Raw genomic sequence first — 15,060 nt, forward strand, 5'->3', positions numbered from 1 at the left:
CCTCGACAGGAGCGAGAACGAAGAGGACCGGGAGCCCGTCATGTGCCGAAACATCAAACCCCTGTTCAATTTCGAGCCGCCGGCGACGAACGCCGAGATCCATGACGCTGCGCTGCAGTTCGTGCGCAAGTTAAGCGGAACGAACAAGCCGTCCAAGCGGAACGAAGCGGCGTTCGAGCACGCGGTCAATTCGATTGCGGCATGCGCGCAAGAACTGCTCGATGCGCTCGAGACGTCACAGCCCCCACGCAACCGGGAAGAAGAAGCAGCCAAGGCGCGCGCTCGGTCCGCCCTCCGCTTCGCCTGACGGCGGCAAGAGGCTGGCCGCGCGCTCAGCCTAAATCGCAAATACCGTTGCCCGCCGCAGCGTCACGTAACCGGTGTCGCCGGCCCTCACGATCCGCTCCGGCTCCAGGTCCAACTCCAGCGGCACGCCACGCTCGGTCGTCGCGACCACCCGGCGGCCGCCAGGGCGATCCATCACCCGGCTGATATTGGCCGCGATACCCGGGCCTCCCGCCGCCCAGTCGAGATCGACCGGCCGGGCGTAAAGCTCGGCCTTGCCGTCGGCGATCCCTGCGGCATCGATGACCGCGCCATCGGCATAGGCCCGACCATCGCGCACCTCGGCGGGAAGCATGTTGGCATCGCCGAGGAACTTCATGACGAAGGCCGATTTCGGCTCGCGGCAGACCTCCTCCGGCGTCCCCTGTTGAACGATATGGCCATCCTTCAGGATCACCACGCGGTCGGCGAGATCGAGCGCCTCTTCCTGGTCGTGCGTGACGAAGAGCGTGGTGATGCCGAGCTCACTATGGATTTCGCGCAGCCAGCGTCGCAGCTCACGCCGGACATTGGCATCAAGCGCGCCGAAAGGCTCGTCCAGCAGCAGCACCTTTGGATCGACGGCAAGCGCGCGGGCAAGTGCGACGCGCTGGCGCTGACCGCCGGAGATCTGCGCCGGAAACCGTTCGCCGAGCCGTTCGAGGCGAACCAGGCGCAACAGTTCCGCGACCCGCGCATGGATGGCCGCCTTGTCGCGCTTGACCTTCGAGACCTCCATGCCGAAGGCGATGTTCTGCGCCACGGTCATATGCGGGAAAAGCGCGTAGTGCTGGAACACGAAGCCGACGCCGCGATCGCGCACAGGGATGTCGGTTGCATCCTGGTCGCCGAAATAGATGTGACCGCCATCGGCGAATTCGAGGCCGGCAACCATGCGCAATATCGTCGTCTTGCCAGAACCGGAGGGCCCAAGCAGCGCGACGAGCTCGCCGCTTTCGATCTCCAGGGAGACGTCCTTGACGGCACGGAAGGTTTGGAAAGTCTTGACGACGTGGTCAAGGCGGATCTTCATGATGCATTCTCCGCGGAATTGGCAACTGGGCGGACGCGGCCCGCCCCTTGGCGCTCCAGAGCGACCTTGGCGATGATGGTGAAGACGGCGATGAGCGCCAGAATGGACGCCGACGCAAAAGCGCCAGCCGCCTGATAGTCGTGATAGAGCAGCTCGATATGGAGCGGCAGGGTGTTGGTCTGGCCACGGATGTTACCAGAGACGACCGAAACCGCGCCGAACTCGCCCATCACGCGCGCATTACAAAGGACGACGCCGTAGAGCAGCGCCCACTTGATGTTGGGCAACGTCACCGAAAAGAAGGTGCGGAAGCCGGAAGCGCCGAGGGAAACGGCCGCCTCTTCGAGATCGCGCCCCTGGGCCTGCATCAGCGGAATGAGCTCCCGGGCGACAAACGGCGCGGTGACGAACATCGAGGCGAGCACGATGCCTGGAATGGCAAACAGGATCTTGGTGCCATAGGCATCAAGTGTCGGACCAAACAGGCCCTGCAGCCCGTAGACGAAGAGATAGGCAACACCCGCGACGATCGGTGAAACCGAGAACGGGATCTCGATCACCACCAGCAGGAAGCCCTTGCCGCGGAAATCGAATTTGGTGATCGCCCAGGCGGCGGCGACGCCGAAGGCGGTGTTGATGGGTACGGCGATCAGCGCCGCAAGCACGGTCAGCATGATCGCATGGCGCGTGTCGGGATGCAGGATCGTGTCGCGATAGACCTGCCAGCCTTTGGCAAAGGCTTCGACACCGATGATCAGCAGCGGCGCGAGAATGAGGAACGCGCCGATGATCAGCACGACGCCGATAAGGGCGCGGCGGAACACGGGGCCGTCACCGACCCGCGGCAGCGTGCGTACGGTCTTTTTGAAACTCATGGTCAAGACCTCCGCGTGTAGCGCAGCGCCCGCGCCTGCAGCCAGTTGGTTACCGCGAGCATGAGGAAGGCCGTGAGCAGCAGGACGGACGCGATCGCCGCCGCTGCCTGATAGTCGTATTCCTCAAGCCGGATGAAGATCAGCAGCGCGGTGATCTCGGTCGACATCGGCTGGTTGCCGGCGATGAAGATGATCGCGCCGAATTCGCCGAGCGAGCGGGCGAAGGACAAAGAGACGCCGGCGAGAAGCGCCGGTGTCAGTAGCGGCAGAATGACCTTGCGGAAGATTGCGAGGTCCGAGCCGCCAAGCGACTGGGCTGCCTCCTCCAGCGCCGGATCGAGATCCTCCAGTACCGGTTGCACCGTGCGCACGATGAAGGGCAGCGAGGTGAAGCACATGGCGATCATGATGCCGATAGGCGTATAGGCAACCTTGATGCCGTAGTCTTCGAGGATTGAGCCAAACACGCCGTTGGTCGTGAAAAGTGCGGTCAGCGAAATGCCGGCAACGGCCGTCGGCAAGGCAAACGGCAGGTCGACCATGGCATCGACGATGCGGCGCCCCGGAAAGCGGTAGCGCACCAGCACCCAGGCGAGCGCCAGGCCGAAGAAGAGATTGAAGAGCGTCGCGCCAAGGGCGGCCGTCACGGTGACGCGATAGCTTGCGAGTGCCCGCGGCGACGAGACGATCTGCCAGTAGTCGAGAGGGCCGAGGCTTGCGGCCTTGAACACGAGGGCTGCCAGCGGCAGAACGACGATCAGGCTCACATAGAGCAGCGTCACCCCCAGCGACAGGCGTAACCCGGGCAGGACATTGCGTCTCAAGCGTTCATTTCCTTGTCATGTCATGGTGAAACCCGGCAGACGGTTCGTCTGCCGGGCTGACTGAATGCGAGTTTAAAGAGCGATCAGCGGCTGCCGTAGAGCTTGTCCAGAATGCCGTCGGAAGCGAAGTGCTCTGCCTGGATCTTGCTCCAGCCGCCAAAGACGTCGTCGACATTGACGAGGCGAATGTCGGGGAACTGCGCCTTGAATTCCCCGGCGACCTTTTCGTTGCGGACGCGGTGGCCGAACTCGGCGGCGATGCGCTGGCCTTCCTCGGTATAGAGGAAATCGAGATAGGTCTTGGCGAGCGCCTGAGTGCCGTGCTTCTCGGCGACCTTGTCGACGACCGCGACCGGGAACTCGGCGAGCAGGCTGACCGACGGGATGACGGCCTCGACCTTGTCGGCGCCATACTGTTTGGCGATGCTGCGGGTCTCTGCCTCGAAGGTGATCAGGACGTCGCCGGTTTCGCGCTCGACGAAGGTGGTCGTCGAGGCGCGGCCGCCGGTGTCGAACACCGGAACGTTGTCGAAGATCTTGGTAATGTAGGCTTCGATCTTCGCCTCGTCGCCTTCATAGGCCTCCTTGGCCCAGGCATAGGCCGCCAGATAGGTGTAGCGCGCATTGCCCGACGTTTTCGGATTGGGGAAGACAGCGTGAACATCGTCACGGGCGAGATCGGACCAGTCCTTGATGTTCTTCGGGTTGCCCTTGCGCACCAGGAAGGACGGGAAGGAATAGAAAGGCGAGGCATTGTTCGGGAACGCCTTCGCCCAATCCTTGGAGACAAAGCCGTTTTTGGCCAGGAACTCGATATCGGTGGTCTGGTTGAAGGTGACGACGTCGGCTTCCAGGCCTTCGAGGATCGAGCGGGCCTGCTTCGACGTGCCGGCATGCGACTGGTCGATGGTCACGCCCGGATGCTGTTTGATGAAGGCCTCGTTCTCGGCAACGAAGAGCTCGCGGGAAACGTCGTAGGAGGCGTTGAGAAGCTTCGTCGGCTCCTGTGCCAGCGCAGGGGTCACAAAGTGCGCGACAAGGGTGGCGCCGAGAATGAGGAGGCGTTTCATGCGGTTCTCCGGTGTTGATGCTGACCCAGAACCTATCGGCAGGCGTGTGGGAGCGCGAGGGAACGCGGACCCTGGTTGTGCCAAGCCTTAGAAATTTCGTCTCGTTTCCGCTCAGTTTCGCGGAGTTTTTGCCTCAGCTTTCCCAAGGCAACCAATAGCTTACAGTCAGGGCTTATTCAGCACGCGCCACACGTCGATATGGTCGGCCCGTTGACGATAGAACACGAGGTATGGGTACCTCTTCAGACCGACACTTCGCCAATGAGGGAGCGCCAGTTCGTAGGCAAAGCGCAACGAACCGGATTCCGGACGCGCAACAATCAACGCGTAGGCAGCCTGAAACGCGTCGCCAAAAGCGTGAGCGACGTCAGCCCCAGCCTACGTTGCATAACACTCGATCGCCGCCTCGACGTCGCTGCTGGCCGGTTGACGCGAAATGACCGGCTTGTTGCTCACTTGGCCGATCGACCACGAACCCGGTCACGCAAATCGGCGAAGTAGCCAGCGTCGGTCGGGTCGGCTTGTGCGGAAGAGGCACCATCGAGCAATAGCCGACGCAGATTGAGCCAGTCCTGATCCCGGCGGATCAACTCCCGGATAGACTCGCTGCTCGTACCATAACCTCGCCGGGCGACCTGCTCGTCGACGAAGCTTTTGAGAGAGTCCGGGAGGGAAATGTTCATGGTGTTCATGGGTGGCAGAATAGCGCATTCGGCAAAAACTGGCATGAATGGTGATCTTTAACACCAGAGCCGATCGCCTTACGCGGGGAACCTCTCGGCCGCAGCAATATGACAATCGGGGACTAGATACATCCTTGGCGCTTTGACTAGATAGGCGTTCAAGGCAGGGTTGGCGATTCGATGACGATATACTTCAAGGCAGGAATTTCCGATGAAATGGCGCTCGGGATGATCGAGCGTTGTTTCTCCGATGCGAACGACTATGACGGCTATCTCGACATTTTTGCCGACTACACCGAAAAGACCGTCTCGTGGAGCAAGGGCAGATCCGTCGAGGAGTTCAAGGACCAGATCACCGAGGCGCTGCGCGCGGCCTGGGAAGCTTCGCCCTTCTGGCAGGTCTATGAGCGCCGCGAAGAGCGGGACGACGCCGGCACCAACGAAATTCGAAGGGCAGCGATCGCCCTGACCCGCACCTATGGCGGCGTGGTCGTGATCACGCTCAGCCTGCTTGGAAGGCGCAGCAGCGCAAATGACCTCGAGCTGGTGTTCGTCTGCTTCCAGGAAGATGCGCAACGCCGGAATTTCCGCGTGCGTTATGACGGGAAGTTCATTCCGTCCTTGAACGCCTGACGCCCACCCCGGCGCTATGGAGACGAAGGGCGATGACAACCGAATATGATGCCGATGACGCCTTCGCCCTGATCGTTGCAAGTTTCCGCAAGGTGACCGGCAAGGAGCTGGTCGACCATCCGTTCGACGGCCGCTGGCTTTACGAGAACGCACCCTTTGCGCTTTTGGCGCACGACCGGTCGGAGGCCCCGCGTTTCTTCTACGCGAACAAAACCGCCCAGGCCTGCTTCGGCTACAGTTGGCAGGAGTTCATCGGCATGCCGTCGCGCCTCTCGGCCGAGGCGCCGAACCGTGAGGAACGGCAGCGTCTTTTAGACAGTGTCTCCACCAAGGGCTTCATCGACAACTATCGTGGGCTTCGGATCGCAAAATCCGGACGCCGTTTCTGGATCGAGAACGCCATCGTGTGGCAGTTGGTGCGCGCCAACGGCGAACATGCCGGCCAGGCCGCCATGTTCCATAGCTGGAAGGATCTGTGAGCGCGCCGTCCAAGGCGGAGGTCGCGCCCTGCCAGCTTCTTCTCAATTCAACAACCGGACGAGCGCCAGAGCGACGCCGGGTGACAGCGTGATGATCACCAGCCTGATGAGGTCGGCGATCACGAATGGCATCACGCCACGATAGGTCTCAACGATCGGAACGTCGGTCGCCAGCTTGTTGATGATAAACACGTTGAGGCCGATCGGCGGGGCGGAAAGGCCGATGCCGACGACGATGAGCACGAGAATGCCGAACCAGATGGCAACGTCCTCGGTCGGCATGCCCAAGTCCAGCGTCAGGATGATCGGAATGAAGACCGGCAACGTCAGCAGGATCATCGCCAGTTCATCCATGACGGCGCCGAGCACCAAATAGGTGACGAGCATTCCGCAAATGACGACATAGGGCGGTAGACCCGACTGTCCGACCATTGAGGCCAGCGTCGCCGGCATCTGCGTCAGCGCCAGAAACGCGCCAAAGACCTCGGCGCCGAGCAGGATCAGGAAGATCATCCCGCTCGTTTCAGCCGTCTGCAGCAGGGCGTTTTTCAGGGCGCCAAGGCTCAGGGTCCGTTGCAGCAGCCCCACCAGCAGCGTTACGGCGGCACCCACCGCGGCACCTTCCGTCGGTGTGAACACTTCGCCATAGATGCCGCCGACCACCGTGACGGCAACCGCCGCCGCGGGCACGATCGCAAAGTCCGCAGCCAGCAGCAGCAGGCCGAATATCGCCAGCAATACGCCCCCTACCGTCCCGAGCGAGCCGAGCAGCCAGCCGATCGCGCCACCGGCAAAGATGATCAGCCCTACGGGCCTCGCCCAGAAAGGACGGGGGGTTCGAACCGCCTCGGTCGCCGTGACCGGCGGCGCGAGATCGGGTTTGCGCCGGACGACGACGGCGATCGCGATCAGATAGAAGGCGGCCGCCAGCAGCCCCGGCACCAGGGCGGCCTGAAACAGCTTGGCGATGTTCTGCTCGGCGGTGATCGCATAGATCACCAGGATGACGGATGGGGGAATGAGGATGCCGAGCGTGCCACCAGCGGCAATCGTCCCGGTGCCAAGACCGACATCGACGCGCGCCCGGCGCAGTTCCGGCAGGGCCGCACGCCCGAAGGTCGCCGTGGTTGCGACCGACGAGCCGCAGATCGCGCCGAATCCGGTGCAGGCGGCGATGACCGCCATTGGCATTCCGCCCTTGAACCGTCCGAAGCCTCGCTCGGCGACGCGAAAGAGCGTTGCGGCGATGCCCGATTGCTCGGCAAGCGCGCCCATCAGGATGAAGAGCGGTATGACCGAAAGCGTGTAGCTGGCAAACTGGCTGTAGGTGTTGGTCTGCAGATAGTAGACCAGCGCATGCGGGCCAGAGAGATAGGCATAACCGGCAGCGCCCACCGCAAGCATGGCAAGGGCGATCGGCATCCGGATGGCAATCAAGAGCAGCATGGCTGCGAATCCGACGAAGGCAATGGCAAAACCGCTCATCGGCCGCCTCCGATTTTCAAGAGGGAAACGGAAACTCCGATGATGGCTGCGAGCGCCGCCAGCGCCGCACAGGTCAGATAGACTGGCCAGATCGGCCAGGGCAGCTGGATCAGCGTCGTCCCGTATCCCCTCGCCTCCAGGCCACCGGTAAACAGACCCCAAGCAAAAAACGCCAGGCAGCCGGCCAAAAGCAGGTCCCAAAGGCCGTCGATGACCCGCGTGACGCGTGCGGGGAGAGCCAACGTGAAGGTATCGACGGCAATATGGCCGTTGCGGGCCTGTGTGTATGCGAGAAAGGAGAAGGCGGCGACGCCGACCGCCACCTCCACCAGCTCGTAGTCGGCCGGCACCGGCCGATTGAACAGCCATCGGCCCAGCACGCTGACGGTGACCAATCCCGCCGCAAGGCAAAGAAGCGTGCCGCCGATCAGTGCCAAACCGGCCGCGAGGCGTTCGACTTCCCTGCGGCGCGGCACCCTCACCGCGTCCTCGTATCCTACGTCTTCCATTGTTGAGGCCTCGAGCTGTTGGTTCATGCAGCGGCGCGTTCAGGCGCCACGTTCAGGCGAGTACGGCCGGCAGTGCGCTCAGGCGCTCGAATATTTCTGCACAAGCGCCTGCGCCGTGGCGATCAGCGCCTTGCCGTCGAGGTCCTTGGCCTTCATGTCCTCGATCCACTTGTCGTGGACGGGTCTGGTTGCCTCCACCCACTTCGCCTTTTCGTCCTCGCTGATCGTGCTGATTGTTCCTTCTCCGGATGTCTCGATTGCCGCGCGCACTTCGGCACCGACGCTGTCCCACATCTCGCCGGCCTTCTTGGCGAAGGCCATGCCGCTGTTGGCGTCCAGCACGGCCTTGAGGTCGGCCGGCAACCCGTCGTACTTGCCCTTGTTCATCGCCAGGAAGAAAGTTGCGGTATAGAGCGTCGGCGAGCCCGGGATTTCGGTATGGAACTTGGTGAGCTCGTTCACCTTGATCGAGGGAACCACTTCCCACGGGAGCACGCAGCCGTCGATCGACCGCTGGGCCAGTGCTTCGGGCACCTGCGGAATGGGCATGCCGACCGGCGTCGCCCCCAGTGCCGCCAGCGCCTCACCGGCAAGGCGCGTCGGATTGCGAAGCTTCAGCCCGGCGAGGTCCGCTCCGGTCTTCACTTCCTTATTGGTGTGGATCAGGCCCTGATCATGCGCCCAGAAGCACAAGAGCTGGGTATCGCCAGTTTCCTTCAGTACGTGCGTCTGGCCATATTCCTGGCAGGCTTGCGCGTTGACGGTCGCCTCCTTGGCGGCGACGAATGGCAGTTCGAACACTTCCGTGGACGGGAAACGTCCGGGCGTGTTGCCGGGCAAGGTCCAGACGATATCGACGACGCCGTTCGACGCCTGATCGTAGAGCTGCGGCGGCTTTCCGCCGAGTTGCATGGCTGGGAAGATGTCGACCTTCAGCGCACCGCCGCTTTGTTCTGCCAGCAATTTCGCCCATGGCGTCAACAGCCGCTGATGAACGTTGGATGCCGGCGGCAGGAAATGGTGCAGCTTCAGCGTGACTGTTTCCTGGGCGCGCGCCGCACCGATTTTCAGAACGAAGGGCGCTGCAAGCAGAGCGCCGCCGGTCTTCATCAAATTCCGTCTGCTCAGTTTCATAGGTTCCTCCCTGTCGACCCCACATTCACGCGCGGCGAACATCGCATGCACGCACCTGATCCTTCACGGCCATCCGGCGGGCAGATCTCCCTGGTCGCTTGAAACTTCCCTTTGCTCCTCATCGGAAAGCTTCAATCCATTAACATGTTAAGTTTATTTTGAACCGACTGTCAAGCGACGGCATCGGGCGACAAAACGGCATGGCGGATCACCCGGACACGTCCTCGTGAACGGGCCCGCTCGAGCCTTCCCGTAAGGATTTAAACCAGTAACGCGCCAGGAGATGGGATCAGAGCGTGAGCGTCTGCACAGTCCCCGCATATTCGCAGTCGAGCTTCCAATCGGCGCCATCCTGCCGGACGTGGAGAAAAGTCGCACCGTCGCCGGGAGCCGGCCGGGTCGCGTCGACGATGCAGTGATAGCGCTTGGCCTTGTAGTCGAACTCGAACGTCTCCTGCTCGACGATATCCTGGTCGATCCCGTTTGCAAAAGGATAAGGCGCATACATTGCCGCGGTGTGGATCGAATGCACGGTCGTGATCGGCGTGCCGTCCATTTCCGTCAGAAGCGCCGTTGCAATGCAGCCCCGGTGTTCATCACCGGAGAGGAGCACGACATGCTTGATCTTTCCGGCGGCGATGGCGCCGAGAACATCACGCAGACTGTTCGGATAGCCATCCCAGCCATCGGAACGCAGCGCACTCAGGTTGTCCGGGCTGAGGCTGGCATCGCGCTGGATCGCCCGGCGATGACGCGGGAGAAACATCGATGGCGACGCTATGAACTTCGGGCCATTTTTTAAAAGCCACGTCTCCAGGTCGCTCATCGTCTCGCCGACGCCCGTCTTGAACAGGGTCGCATTGGCAAGCCCGGCGCCGATCTTGCGGTGCGTCCTTTCGCTGCGCGTGTCGAGCAGGAAGAAATGGAAGCCCTCGTAGTCGAACGTCTTCAGCTTGGGATCCACTCCACGCTGGTATTTCTCGAAGGCCGCGAAACCCTCCTTCTTCAGCTTGGCATTCGTATCGATATCGTTCGGAGAGGCAAGCGGCTCCCAGTTGTCGTCGATCTCATGGTCGTCGAGCAGCATGAACGACGGTATGCGGCGCAGGACCTCGCGCACGCTGCGTTCCTGCAACCAAGCTTCGTAAGGGAGGCGATACCTGTCATCGCTCGCGGCCGGATCGTAGAGCCCTGCGGTCGGATCCACATAGACCTGATCGCCGACGAGGAGCGCGAACTTCGGCTGGATACCCACCCCCGCCCCTATTCTGTCAGCGACCTCGGCATAGGAGCGATAGGCAACCTTCCTGTCGATGAACCCGGCCGGGTACTGGCACGAAGCCAGGATGAAGCTGGTGCCGGCGGGCGAAGGCTGAACAGGAGGAGCGAGCGGGGAATCGTAGGGGATAACGCCGTCCATCATTGCCCGGTCCTGCTCGACCAGATTTTCCAGAACCGACGCTCCCATAAGGAAGTTGAGGTTCATCGAGGAACTTGCAGGCGTCGCCGTCTGCGGAGCGGCGCCGACCGTCAGGTTGGTCGTCGGGGTCGTGTCCTTGTAGACGAGGCGGTTCGGCGAAAATTTCACAGCCTTGCCCGGATTGATGTCGGGCTGCGGCGCATCCATCATCCGCGAGGCGGCCTGCGAGATCCGCTCGAAACGCTGATAGGGAAGTACCTCCAGCACCCTCTCCGGGTTCTCGTTCGACTCGCGAAGCAGCGCCCGATAGACGACGCCATTCTTGGCGAGCGCGTAGTATGTCTCCTCAATGAACGGCGGCAGAAGCTTGTCTTCCGCGTAGGCAAGCAAGACGAGCAACGCGTTTCCCGGGAAGTTCGGATCATACCCCGGCATTGATGTTGGGAGCGGCGCCTTGAACGCATCCCAGTGGTTGTCGCGCAACGCCGGGGACCAGTAGACCATCATGTGGCTGACGATGTAAGGCAGATCCCAGGGCTGGCCATCCGGGCGCTGGATGTCGTCGCCGTTTACCAGCACGCGCAGCATGATCACGCCCTCGGTCTGGCGGATCGACGGCAGCGTGCCAAGGCGAATGGTCAGCTCGCCGTTCTCCTCGGTAATGATCGGCCCGATCCAGGGCGGGTAGGCCGTCATCTCGGTGTCTGCGGCCACAGGCTGGCGTTGGATGTTCTGGTCGAGGAAAGCTTCGATCTTCTGCAAGGTCGCATGCCGGGTCGTCCCGATAAGGGCGTCCTGGTGACCGGCGCCAGGGTTGAGATAGGGTTCCAGGTAGACACGACCTGCATCGTCGAAGACGCGGCGCATGCGGTCGACGGTGGCAGGATCCGTGAGACCGTTGCCCGATCCATGGACGCTGAAGGTGGGGAACTTCCACTTATCCTGCAGGACTTCTCGTGACACCAGTCGGTTTTGCCCCCGGAAGTCGGTGAGCATGGCATTACGCACGAAATGCACCGTCGTGGAGACCGTATTGAGGCTGAGCGCGCCGAAATGCTCGTTGATGAAGCGCAGCATTTCAGGCTCCATGTTGGCGACGTTGAAGTCGCGTCCGTAGAGCGCGTCCATCCGGTGCCGGGTTCTTGTCCACGGCGTCCGCTTCCATGGCCAGATCGGATTTTCCACGTCGAACTCCTCGACCGGGTAAGGAAGCGTCGAAAGCACGCGGTCCCAAAGGTCATCGGCGAGCGTCGGCTTATCCGGATTGAAGCTGTAGCTATCGGGCAGGAAGCCGAGAAGGTAACGCACCGCATAGGCGCGGAAGATGTTGGCAGGCGTAAAGACCACCAGCGGACCGACCTGCGTGAAGGCCACCCGGTCGACGAGGTCCTGGATCTTACCCTCCAGTGTGGCGATGCTGAAAACCATCGTGCCCATGCAATGGGCGATGACGTCGAGTTTCGGCACACCGGTCTGTGTGGCGATCGTCCGCAACACCAAGGGCACGTCTTCCTTGCCGATTTCGTCGAAGCTCCAGGCCGCACTTGCGGTCGGGTGCGCCGGGCTGGTTCTGAGGTCGGCGATCCAGACATCACGCCCCGTCTTCCAGAAATGGCTGGCGAAGTTGGGATTGACGGCGTGATGGGCAAAGGTCGTCCCGCCGGCGCTGTATCCGTGGATCATCACCAGCGGCCGCTTCGTCGTGCCCGGATAGGGATAGCGGGTTAGCAGTACTTTCCCGACAACCGGCGGGCCGCCGAGTTGAGGCTTGCTCGTTCCGACGACGAGCGTCTGTCGTTGCGCCGCGACCGTGCCGCCGCCCTTGATCTTCAACTGCGCCGGCGGGCGGAAATCCACCACGTCGTTTGCCGGGTCCTTGTCTTTATCGGGTGCACGGAAACTCCAGATATGCATTCCCAAAAGCAGCCGGAGAAAATACCCGAGGAAAGTCAGGAGCGCTCCGATCGCGGCGACGCCGTCGCGCTGTTCCGTGATGCGCACGAGCGGCACGCCGATGCGGGCGAGATAGTCGAGGTCGAGCGTCAGCACGCGCCCGCCGGACGCTGCCTGCAACCCCGGAAATTGCTCCAGCGCGACTTCCATGAGCTGACGCCAGGGATTGGAACGCCGATCATAGGTGAAGCGCTTGGTGCCGACGATACGATCGCCCGCAAGCGAGATGCCACCGGTGATCGGGTCCGGCGCGCCGACCTTCAGATCATAGACGAAGGCGCGGATCTCGCCGGACCGGCTGGCGATGGCAAGACCTGAGCGGACGCGCTCGAAAAAGCCGGGCCCACCGTCGCCGTCGACGATCGCCTGATAGCTGTCGCGCAGGCCTCGGTTGAGCACCCATGCCTTGCCGGCACGCCAGATCCTGCCGCCGACCCACGTCGACTGGCGCTCGAGGACCCGCAGGCTGCCGGTCAGGGGCGCCGTAAAGACGGCGATCGCCTGGAGCTTCTGCTCCTTCAGGCCGGCGGGCGCCCATGTCTGATGGAGATTGTCCCACTGATCCGCCGGAAAAATTCGGATCATGCTACGGGCCAACGGCACGGAGGCGTCGGTCGCGACCTCAAGGGTTCCATCGCCACCATTGCTTGGCGCCAAATCGGCCAGCGCCTTCGGCTCGAAACGCAGTGTGAGCTCGACAACTCGCGTTTCAGAGGTCGTACCGGGCGCTGAAAACCTGACCCGGCCGGCAAGGCGCTCGATGATCTCGGCATCGGTATCAGGGGCAGATGCAGCGGCATCGGTTTCACGAAACACCGGGCGGGCCAAAGCTAGGCCGGGCGCAGCAGGGGCTGGGGCGACATAATTCCAGGCGGCCGCGAGTGTCTCCGAGGCGCGCAGGGCCACTGCCGCTATGGTGAGCGCCGGATTGGTGCCAAGCGCCGTCGGGATAATCGAGCCGTCGAGGACCACGAGGCCATTATGGAAGTCGTTCGGAAGCTCCGATTTGAAAACACGCCCCAGATGATCGACGACGCCCGTCGCGCCGGTGTTGCCCATCACGCAGCCACCGAGCGGATGCACGGTCGTGAGCGGACCGCGCTTGTTTTGCAGCAGCCAGTTCAGGCTGGCCGGCAGGAGCTTCCAGACGGGATTGGCGATGACGCGCCCGCCCGTATTCTTCGCCAGCCGCGCCAGCGCCTCAACCTCGGTGTCGAAGATCGGCAGGGACGGCAGATCGTCCCAGCGCATCCGCGCCGTGCCGTCATCGCTGTCGGAAGCCGTTTCATCCAGTTCCATACGACCGGCGGCGCCGTCATCGGCCATGACGGCATAGACGGCGGAATGTTCGATCCTGCCGGTCGGCGCCACATAGGCGTCGTCGTCCGGAAAGCCCCGCGTATGCGTCGACCAGTCGAACCGGTCGAGCCCGTGAAGCGTGTTGAGCGTTGCAAAGATCTCGGTGAAGGCGAGGCGCAAGCCAGCTGGAACGGAGAGTTCCTCGATCAGAACACCTGTCGTTTTTCGAAGATCGAGCACGCCGGTGATGGTGGGTCCGATCGCACGCTTGGAGGGCTGCACGGCCTCGTCCGAGACGGTATTGACCGGATTTGACGTGGCATAATCGGTCACCAGCATGTCGCCATTGGTCGAGCAATGGTTGCCGAAATGCACGGAGAGGCTGAGGCCTTTGGCCTGTGAGCGCTTCAGGATTTCGAACGAGCCGAGCGTGCCCGCCGCCAGCACGACCTTGCCTGCGCGCACCTGCAGCACGTCGCCGTCGCGTGCGCGCAGGGCCGCGTCGGTGTAGACGCAATCGACGATCCAGTTGCCGCCGTCCGGCTTGACGCTGAGCACGGTCGCGCCGCTGAAGATCTCTGCCTCGTTGCGCAGCGCCGTCACGAGCAGGTTGACGTCGAGCGAGTTCTTTGCGCCGAAATTGCAGCCCGTCGCGCAGTCGCCGCAGCGCACGCATTTATTGAGCCTGACATTTCCCGAGCTCACCGTGTCGGTCATCGCGACCGTAATCGCTGCCTCGCGAAAACCCGTCGACGCGATGCTGCGGAAGGACTTGTGTTTCTGGGGAATGCCGTCGGGATGTTTCGAGATGCTGTTCGGGACGCCGTTTGCGGTGCCGCCCAGAAGCTCGCCCGCACGATCATAATACTGCCGCCAGGTCGTCAGGTCCTTGAGGTCGTCGGGCCAGCGCGTGTGAAACACGCTCTCGTCGGGAACTTCCATGACGCCGGCATTGATCAGCGAACCGCCGCCGACGCCGTTTGCGACCACCGTGACGACCTCCGGGCCGATCCGCACGTCGACCAGCCCTTCCTTGTTGCGATCGCGGCGGATATGGCGAGGCAGTTCGGCAAGACCTGTTGGAAACGCGCCCGGCAGATACTCCTTGCCCCGCTCGAGCACCCCGACCTTGATCGGAGCGCCTCTCTTCGTGCGGCCGGCCATGGTGGCGGCAGCGATTGCGCCGCCATAGCCACTGCCGACGACCAGAACATCAAAGTGGAGCGCCGCCGGCGTCTTCCGAACCCGGTCGACCAGCCTTTCGAAACCCTGGGAAATCCACGCGGTGTGCGAGGTGTTGTCGAAGTCAATGCTGGCCATGGCCGCCTCCGGGACGTCG

The 15,060-nt window shown here is 62.6% G+C and carries 12 protein-coding genes and 1 pseudogene; 3 read left to right on the forward strand and 10 right to left on the reverse strand.

The window, feature by feature from the left end:
* Positions 1-40: 40 nt before the first annotated feature.
* The gene (locus tag BLU15_RS31005) at positions 41-307 is read left to right on the forward strand and encodes a DUF2277 domain-containing protein (protein WP_090300725.1); all 267 of its coding nucleotides are present in this window, start codon (positions 41-43) and stop codon (positions 305-307) included.
* Between the two features lie 30 nt (positions 308-337).
* Here BLU15_RS31005 and BLU15_RS31010 read toward each other — a convergent pair whose 3' ends face one another.
* From BLU15_RS31010 to BLU15_RS31035, 6 genes and pseudogenes are all read right to left on the reverse strand, one after another.
* Entirely contained in the window at positions 338-1,357 is a 1,020-nt protein-coding gene (locus tag BLU15_RS31010; RefSeq protein WP_060607817.1) for a sulfate/molybdate ABC transporter ATP-binding protein, read from the reverse strand.
* Entirely contained in the window at positions 1,354-2,232 is an 879-nt protein-coding gene (gene cysW / locus BLU15_RS31015; RefSeq protein WP_060607813.1) for a sulfate ABC transporter permease subunit CysW, read from the reverse strand. The genes BLU15_RS31010 and cysW overlap by 4 nt, the downstream gene beginning before the upstream one ends.
* Before the next feature lie 2 nt (positions 2,233-2,234).
* The gene (cysT, locus tag BLU15_RS31020) at positions 2,235-3,056 is read right to left on the reverse strand and encodes a sulfate ABC transporter permease subunit CysT (RefSeq protein WP_060607811.1); all 822 of its coding nucleotides are present in this window, start codon (positions 3,054-3,056) and stop codon (positions 2,235-2,237) included.
* A gap of 83 nt (positions 3,057-3,139) precedes the next feature.
* Entirely contained in the window at positions 3,140-4,126 is a 987-nt protein-coding gene (cysP, locus tag BLU15_RS31025; RefSeq protein ID WP_060530496.1) for a thiosulfate ABC transporter substrate-binding protein CysP, read from the reverse strand.
* Positions 4,127-4,291: 165 nt separating this feature from the next.
* Positions 4,292-4,582: pseudogene (locus BLU15_RS31030) on the reverse strand (type II toxin-antitoxin system RelE/ParE family toxin).
* On the reverse strand, positions 4,579-4,854 hold the full coding sequence (locus BLU15_RS31035; protein ID WP_060530497.1) for a ribbon-helix-helix domain-containing protein: 276 nt from the start codon (positions 4,852-4,854) through the stop codon (positions 4,579-4,581). Before BLU15_RS31035 ends, BLU15_RS31030 begins: the two are co-directional and overlap by 4 nt.
* A gap of 135 nt (positions 4,855-4,989) precedes the next feature.
* On the opposite strand from BLU15_RS31035, the gene BLU15_RS31040 reads away from it, so the two are divergent.
* Together BLU15_RS31040 and BLU15_RS31045 are read left to right on the forward strand one after the other, a co-directional pair.
* On the forward strand, positions 4,990-5,442 hold the full coding sequence (locus tag BLU15_RS31040; RefSeq protein WP_034798155.1) for a hypothetical protein: 453 nt from the start codon (positions 4,990-4,992) through the stop codon (positions 5,440-5,442).
* A gap of 32 nt (positions 5,443-5,474) precedes the next feature.
* Positions 5,475-5,921: an MEKHLA domain-containing protein gene (locus BLU15_RS31045; protein WP_090300727.1), complete on the forward strand. Its 447-nt coding sequence runs from the start codon at positions 5,475-5,477 to the stop codon at positions 5,919-5,921.
* A 42-nt stretch (positions 5,922-5,963) separates the two neighbouring features.
* Here the strand turns inward: BLU15_RS31045 and BLU15_RS31050 are convergent, their stop codons facing one another.
* The 4 genes from BLU15_RS31050 to BLU15_RS31065 all read right to left on the reverse strand — a co-directional run bounded on the left by BLU15_RS31050 (position 5,964) and on the right by BLU15_RS31065 (position 15,041).
* On the reverse strand, positions 5,964-7,406 hold the full coding sequence (locus tag BLU15_RS31050) for a TRAP transporter large permease (RefSeq protein WP_034798150.1): 1,443 nt from the start codon (positions 7,404-7,406) through the stop codon (positions 5,964-5,966).
* A complete protein-coding gene (locus BLU15_RS31055; protein WP_051659401.1) occupies positions 7,403-7,942 on the reverse strand; it encodes a TRAP transporter small permease in 540 nt (179 codons plus the stop codon). Before BLU15_RS31055 ends, BLU15_RS31050 begins: the two co-directional genes overlap by 4 nt.
* A 51-nt stretch (positions 7,943-7,993) precedes the next feature.
* A complete protein-coding gene (locus BLU15_RS31060; RefSeq protein WP_034798149.1) occupies positions 7,994-9,049 on the reverse strand; it encodes a TRAP transporter substrate-binding protein in 1,056 nt (351 codons plus the stop codon).
* Between the two features lie 289 nt (positions 9,050-9,338).
* Positions 9,339-15,041, reverse strand: a complete 5,703-nt coding sequence (locus BLU15_RS31065; protein ID WP_090300728.1) for an alpha/beta fold hydrolase — start codon at positions 15,039-15,041, stop codon at positions 9,339-9,341.
* Positions 15,042-15,060 lie beyond the last annotated feature (19 nt).

The sequence above is a fragment of the Ensifer sp. YR511 genome, assembly GCF_900103045.1.
Classification (GTDB): Bacteria; Pseudomonadota; Alphaproteobacteria; order Rhizobiales; family Rhizobiaceae; genus Ensifer; species Ensifer adhaerens.

Coding starts and splice junctions, on each gene's coding strand:
- BLU15_RS31060 (WP_034798149.1), bottom strand. CDS start 9,049: ATGAAACTGAGCAGACGGAATTTGATGAAGACCGGCGGCGCTCTGCTT.
- BLU15_RS31050 (WP_034798150.1), bottom strand. CDS start 7,406: ATGAGCGGTTTTGCCATTGCCTTCGTCGGATTCGCAGCCATGCTGCTC.
- BLU15_RS31005 (WP_090300725.1), top strand. CDS start 41: ATGTGCCGAAACATCAAACCCCTGTTCAATTTCGAGCCGCCGGCGACG.
- BLU15_RS31040 (WP_034798155.1), top strand. CDS start 4,990: ATGACGATATACTTCAAGGCAGGAATTTCCGATGAAATGGCGCTCGGG.
- BLU15_RS31045 (WP_090300727.1), top strand. CDS start 5,475: ATGACAACCGAATATGATGCCGATGACGCCTTCGCCCTGATCGTTGCA.
- cysW (WP_060607813.1), bottom strand. CDS start 2,232: ATGAGTTTCAAAAAGACCGTACGCACGCTGCCGCGGGTCGGTGACGGC.
- BLU15_RS31065 (WP_090300728.1), bottom strand. CDS start 15,041: ATGGCCAGCATTGACTTCGACAACACCTCGCACACCGCGTGGATTTCC.
- BLU15_RS31055 (WP_051659401.1), bottom strand. CDS start 7,942: ATGAACCAACAGCTCGAGGCCTCAACAATGGAAGACGTAGGATACGAG.
- BLU15_RS31010 (WP_060607817.1), bottom strand. CDS start 1,357: ATGAAGATCCGCCTTGACCACGTCGTCAAGACTTTCCAAACCTTCCGT.
- BLU15_RS31035 (WP_060530497.1), bottom strand. CDS start 4,854: ATGCCAGTTTTTGCCGAATGCGCTATTCTGCCACCCATGAACACCATG.
- cysP (WP_060530496.1), bottom strand. CDS start 4,126: ATGAAACGCCTCCTCATTCTCGGCGCCACCCTTGTCGCGCACTTTGTG.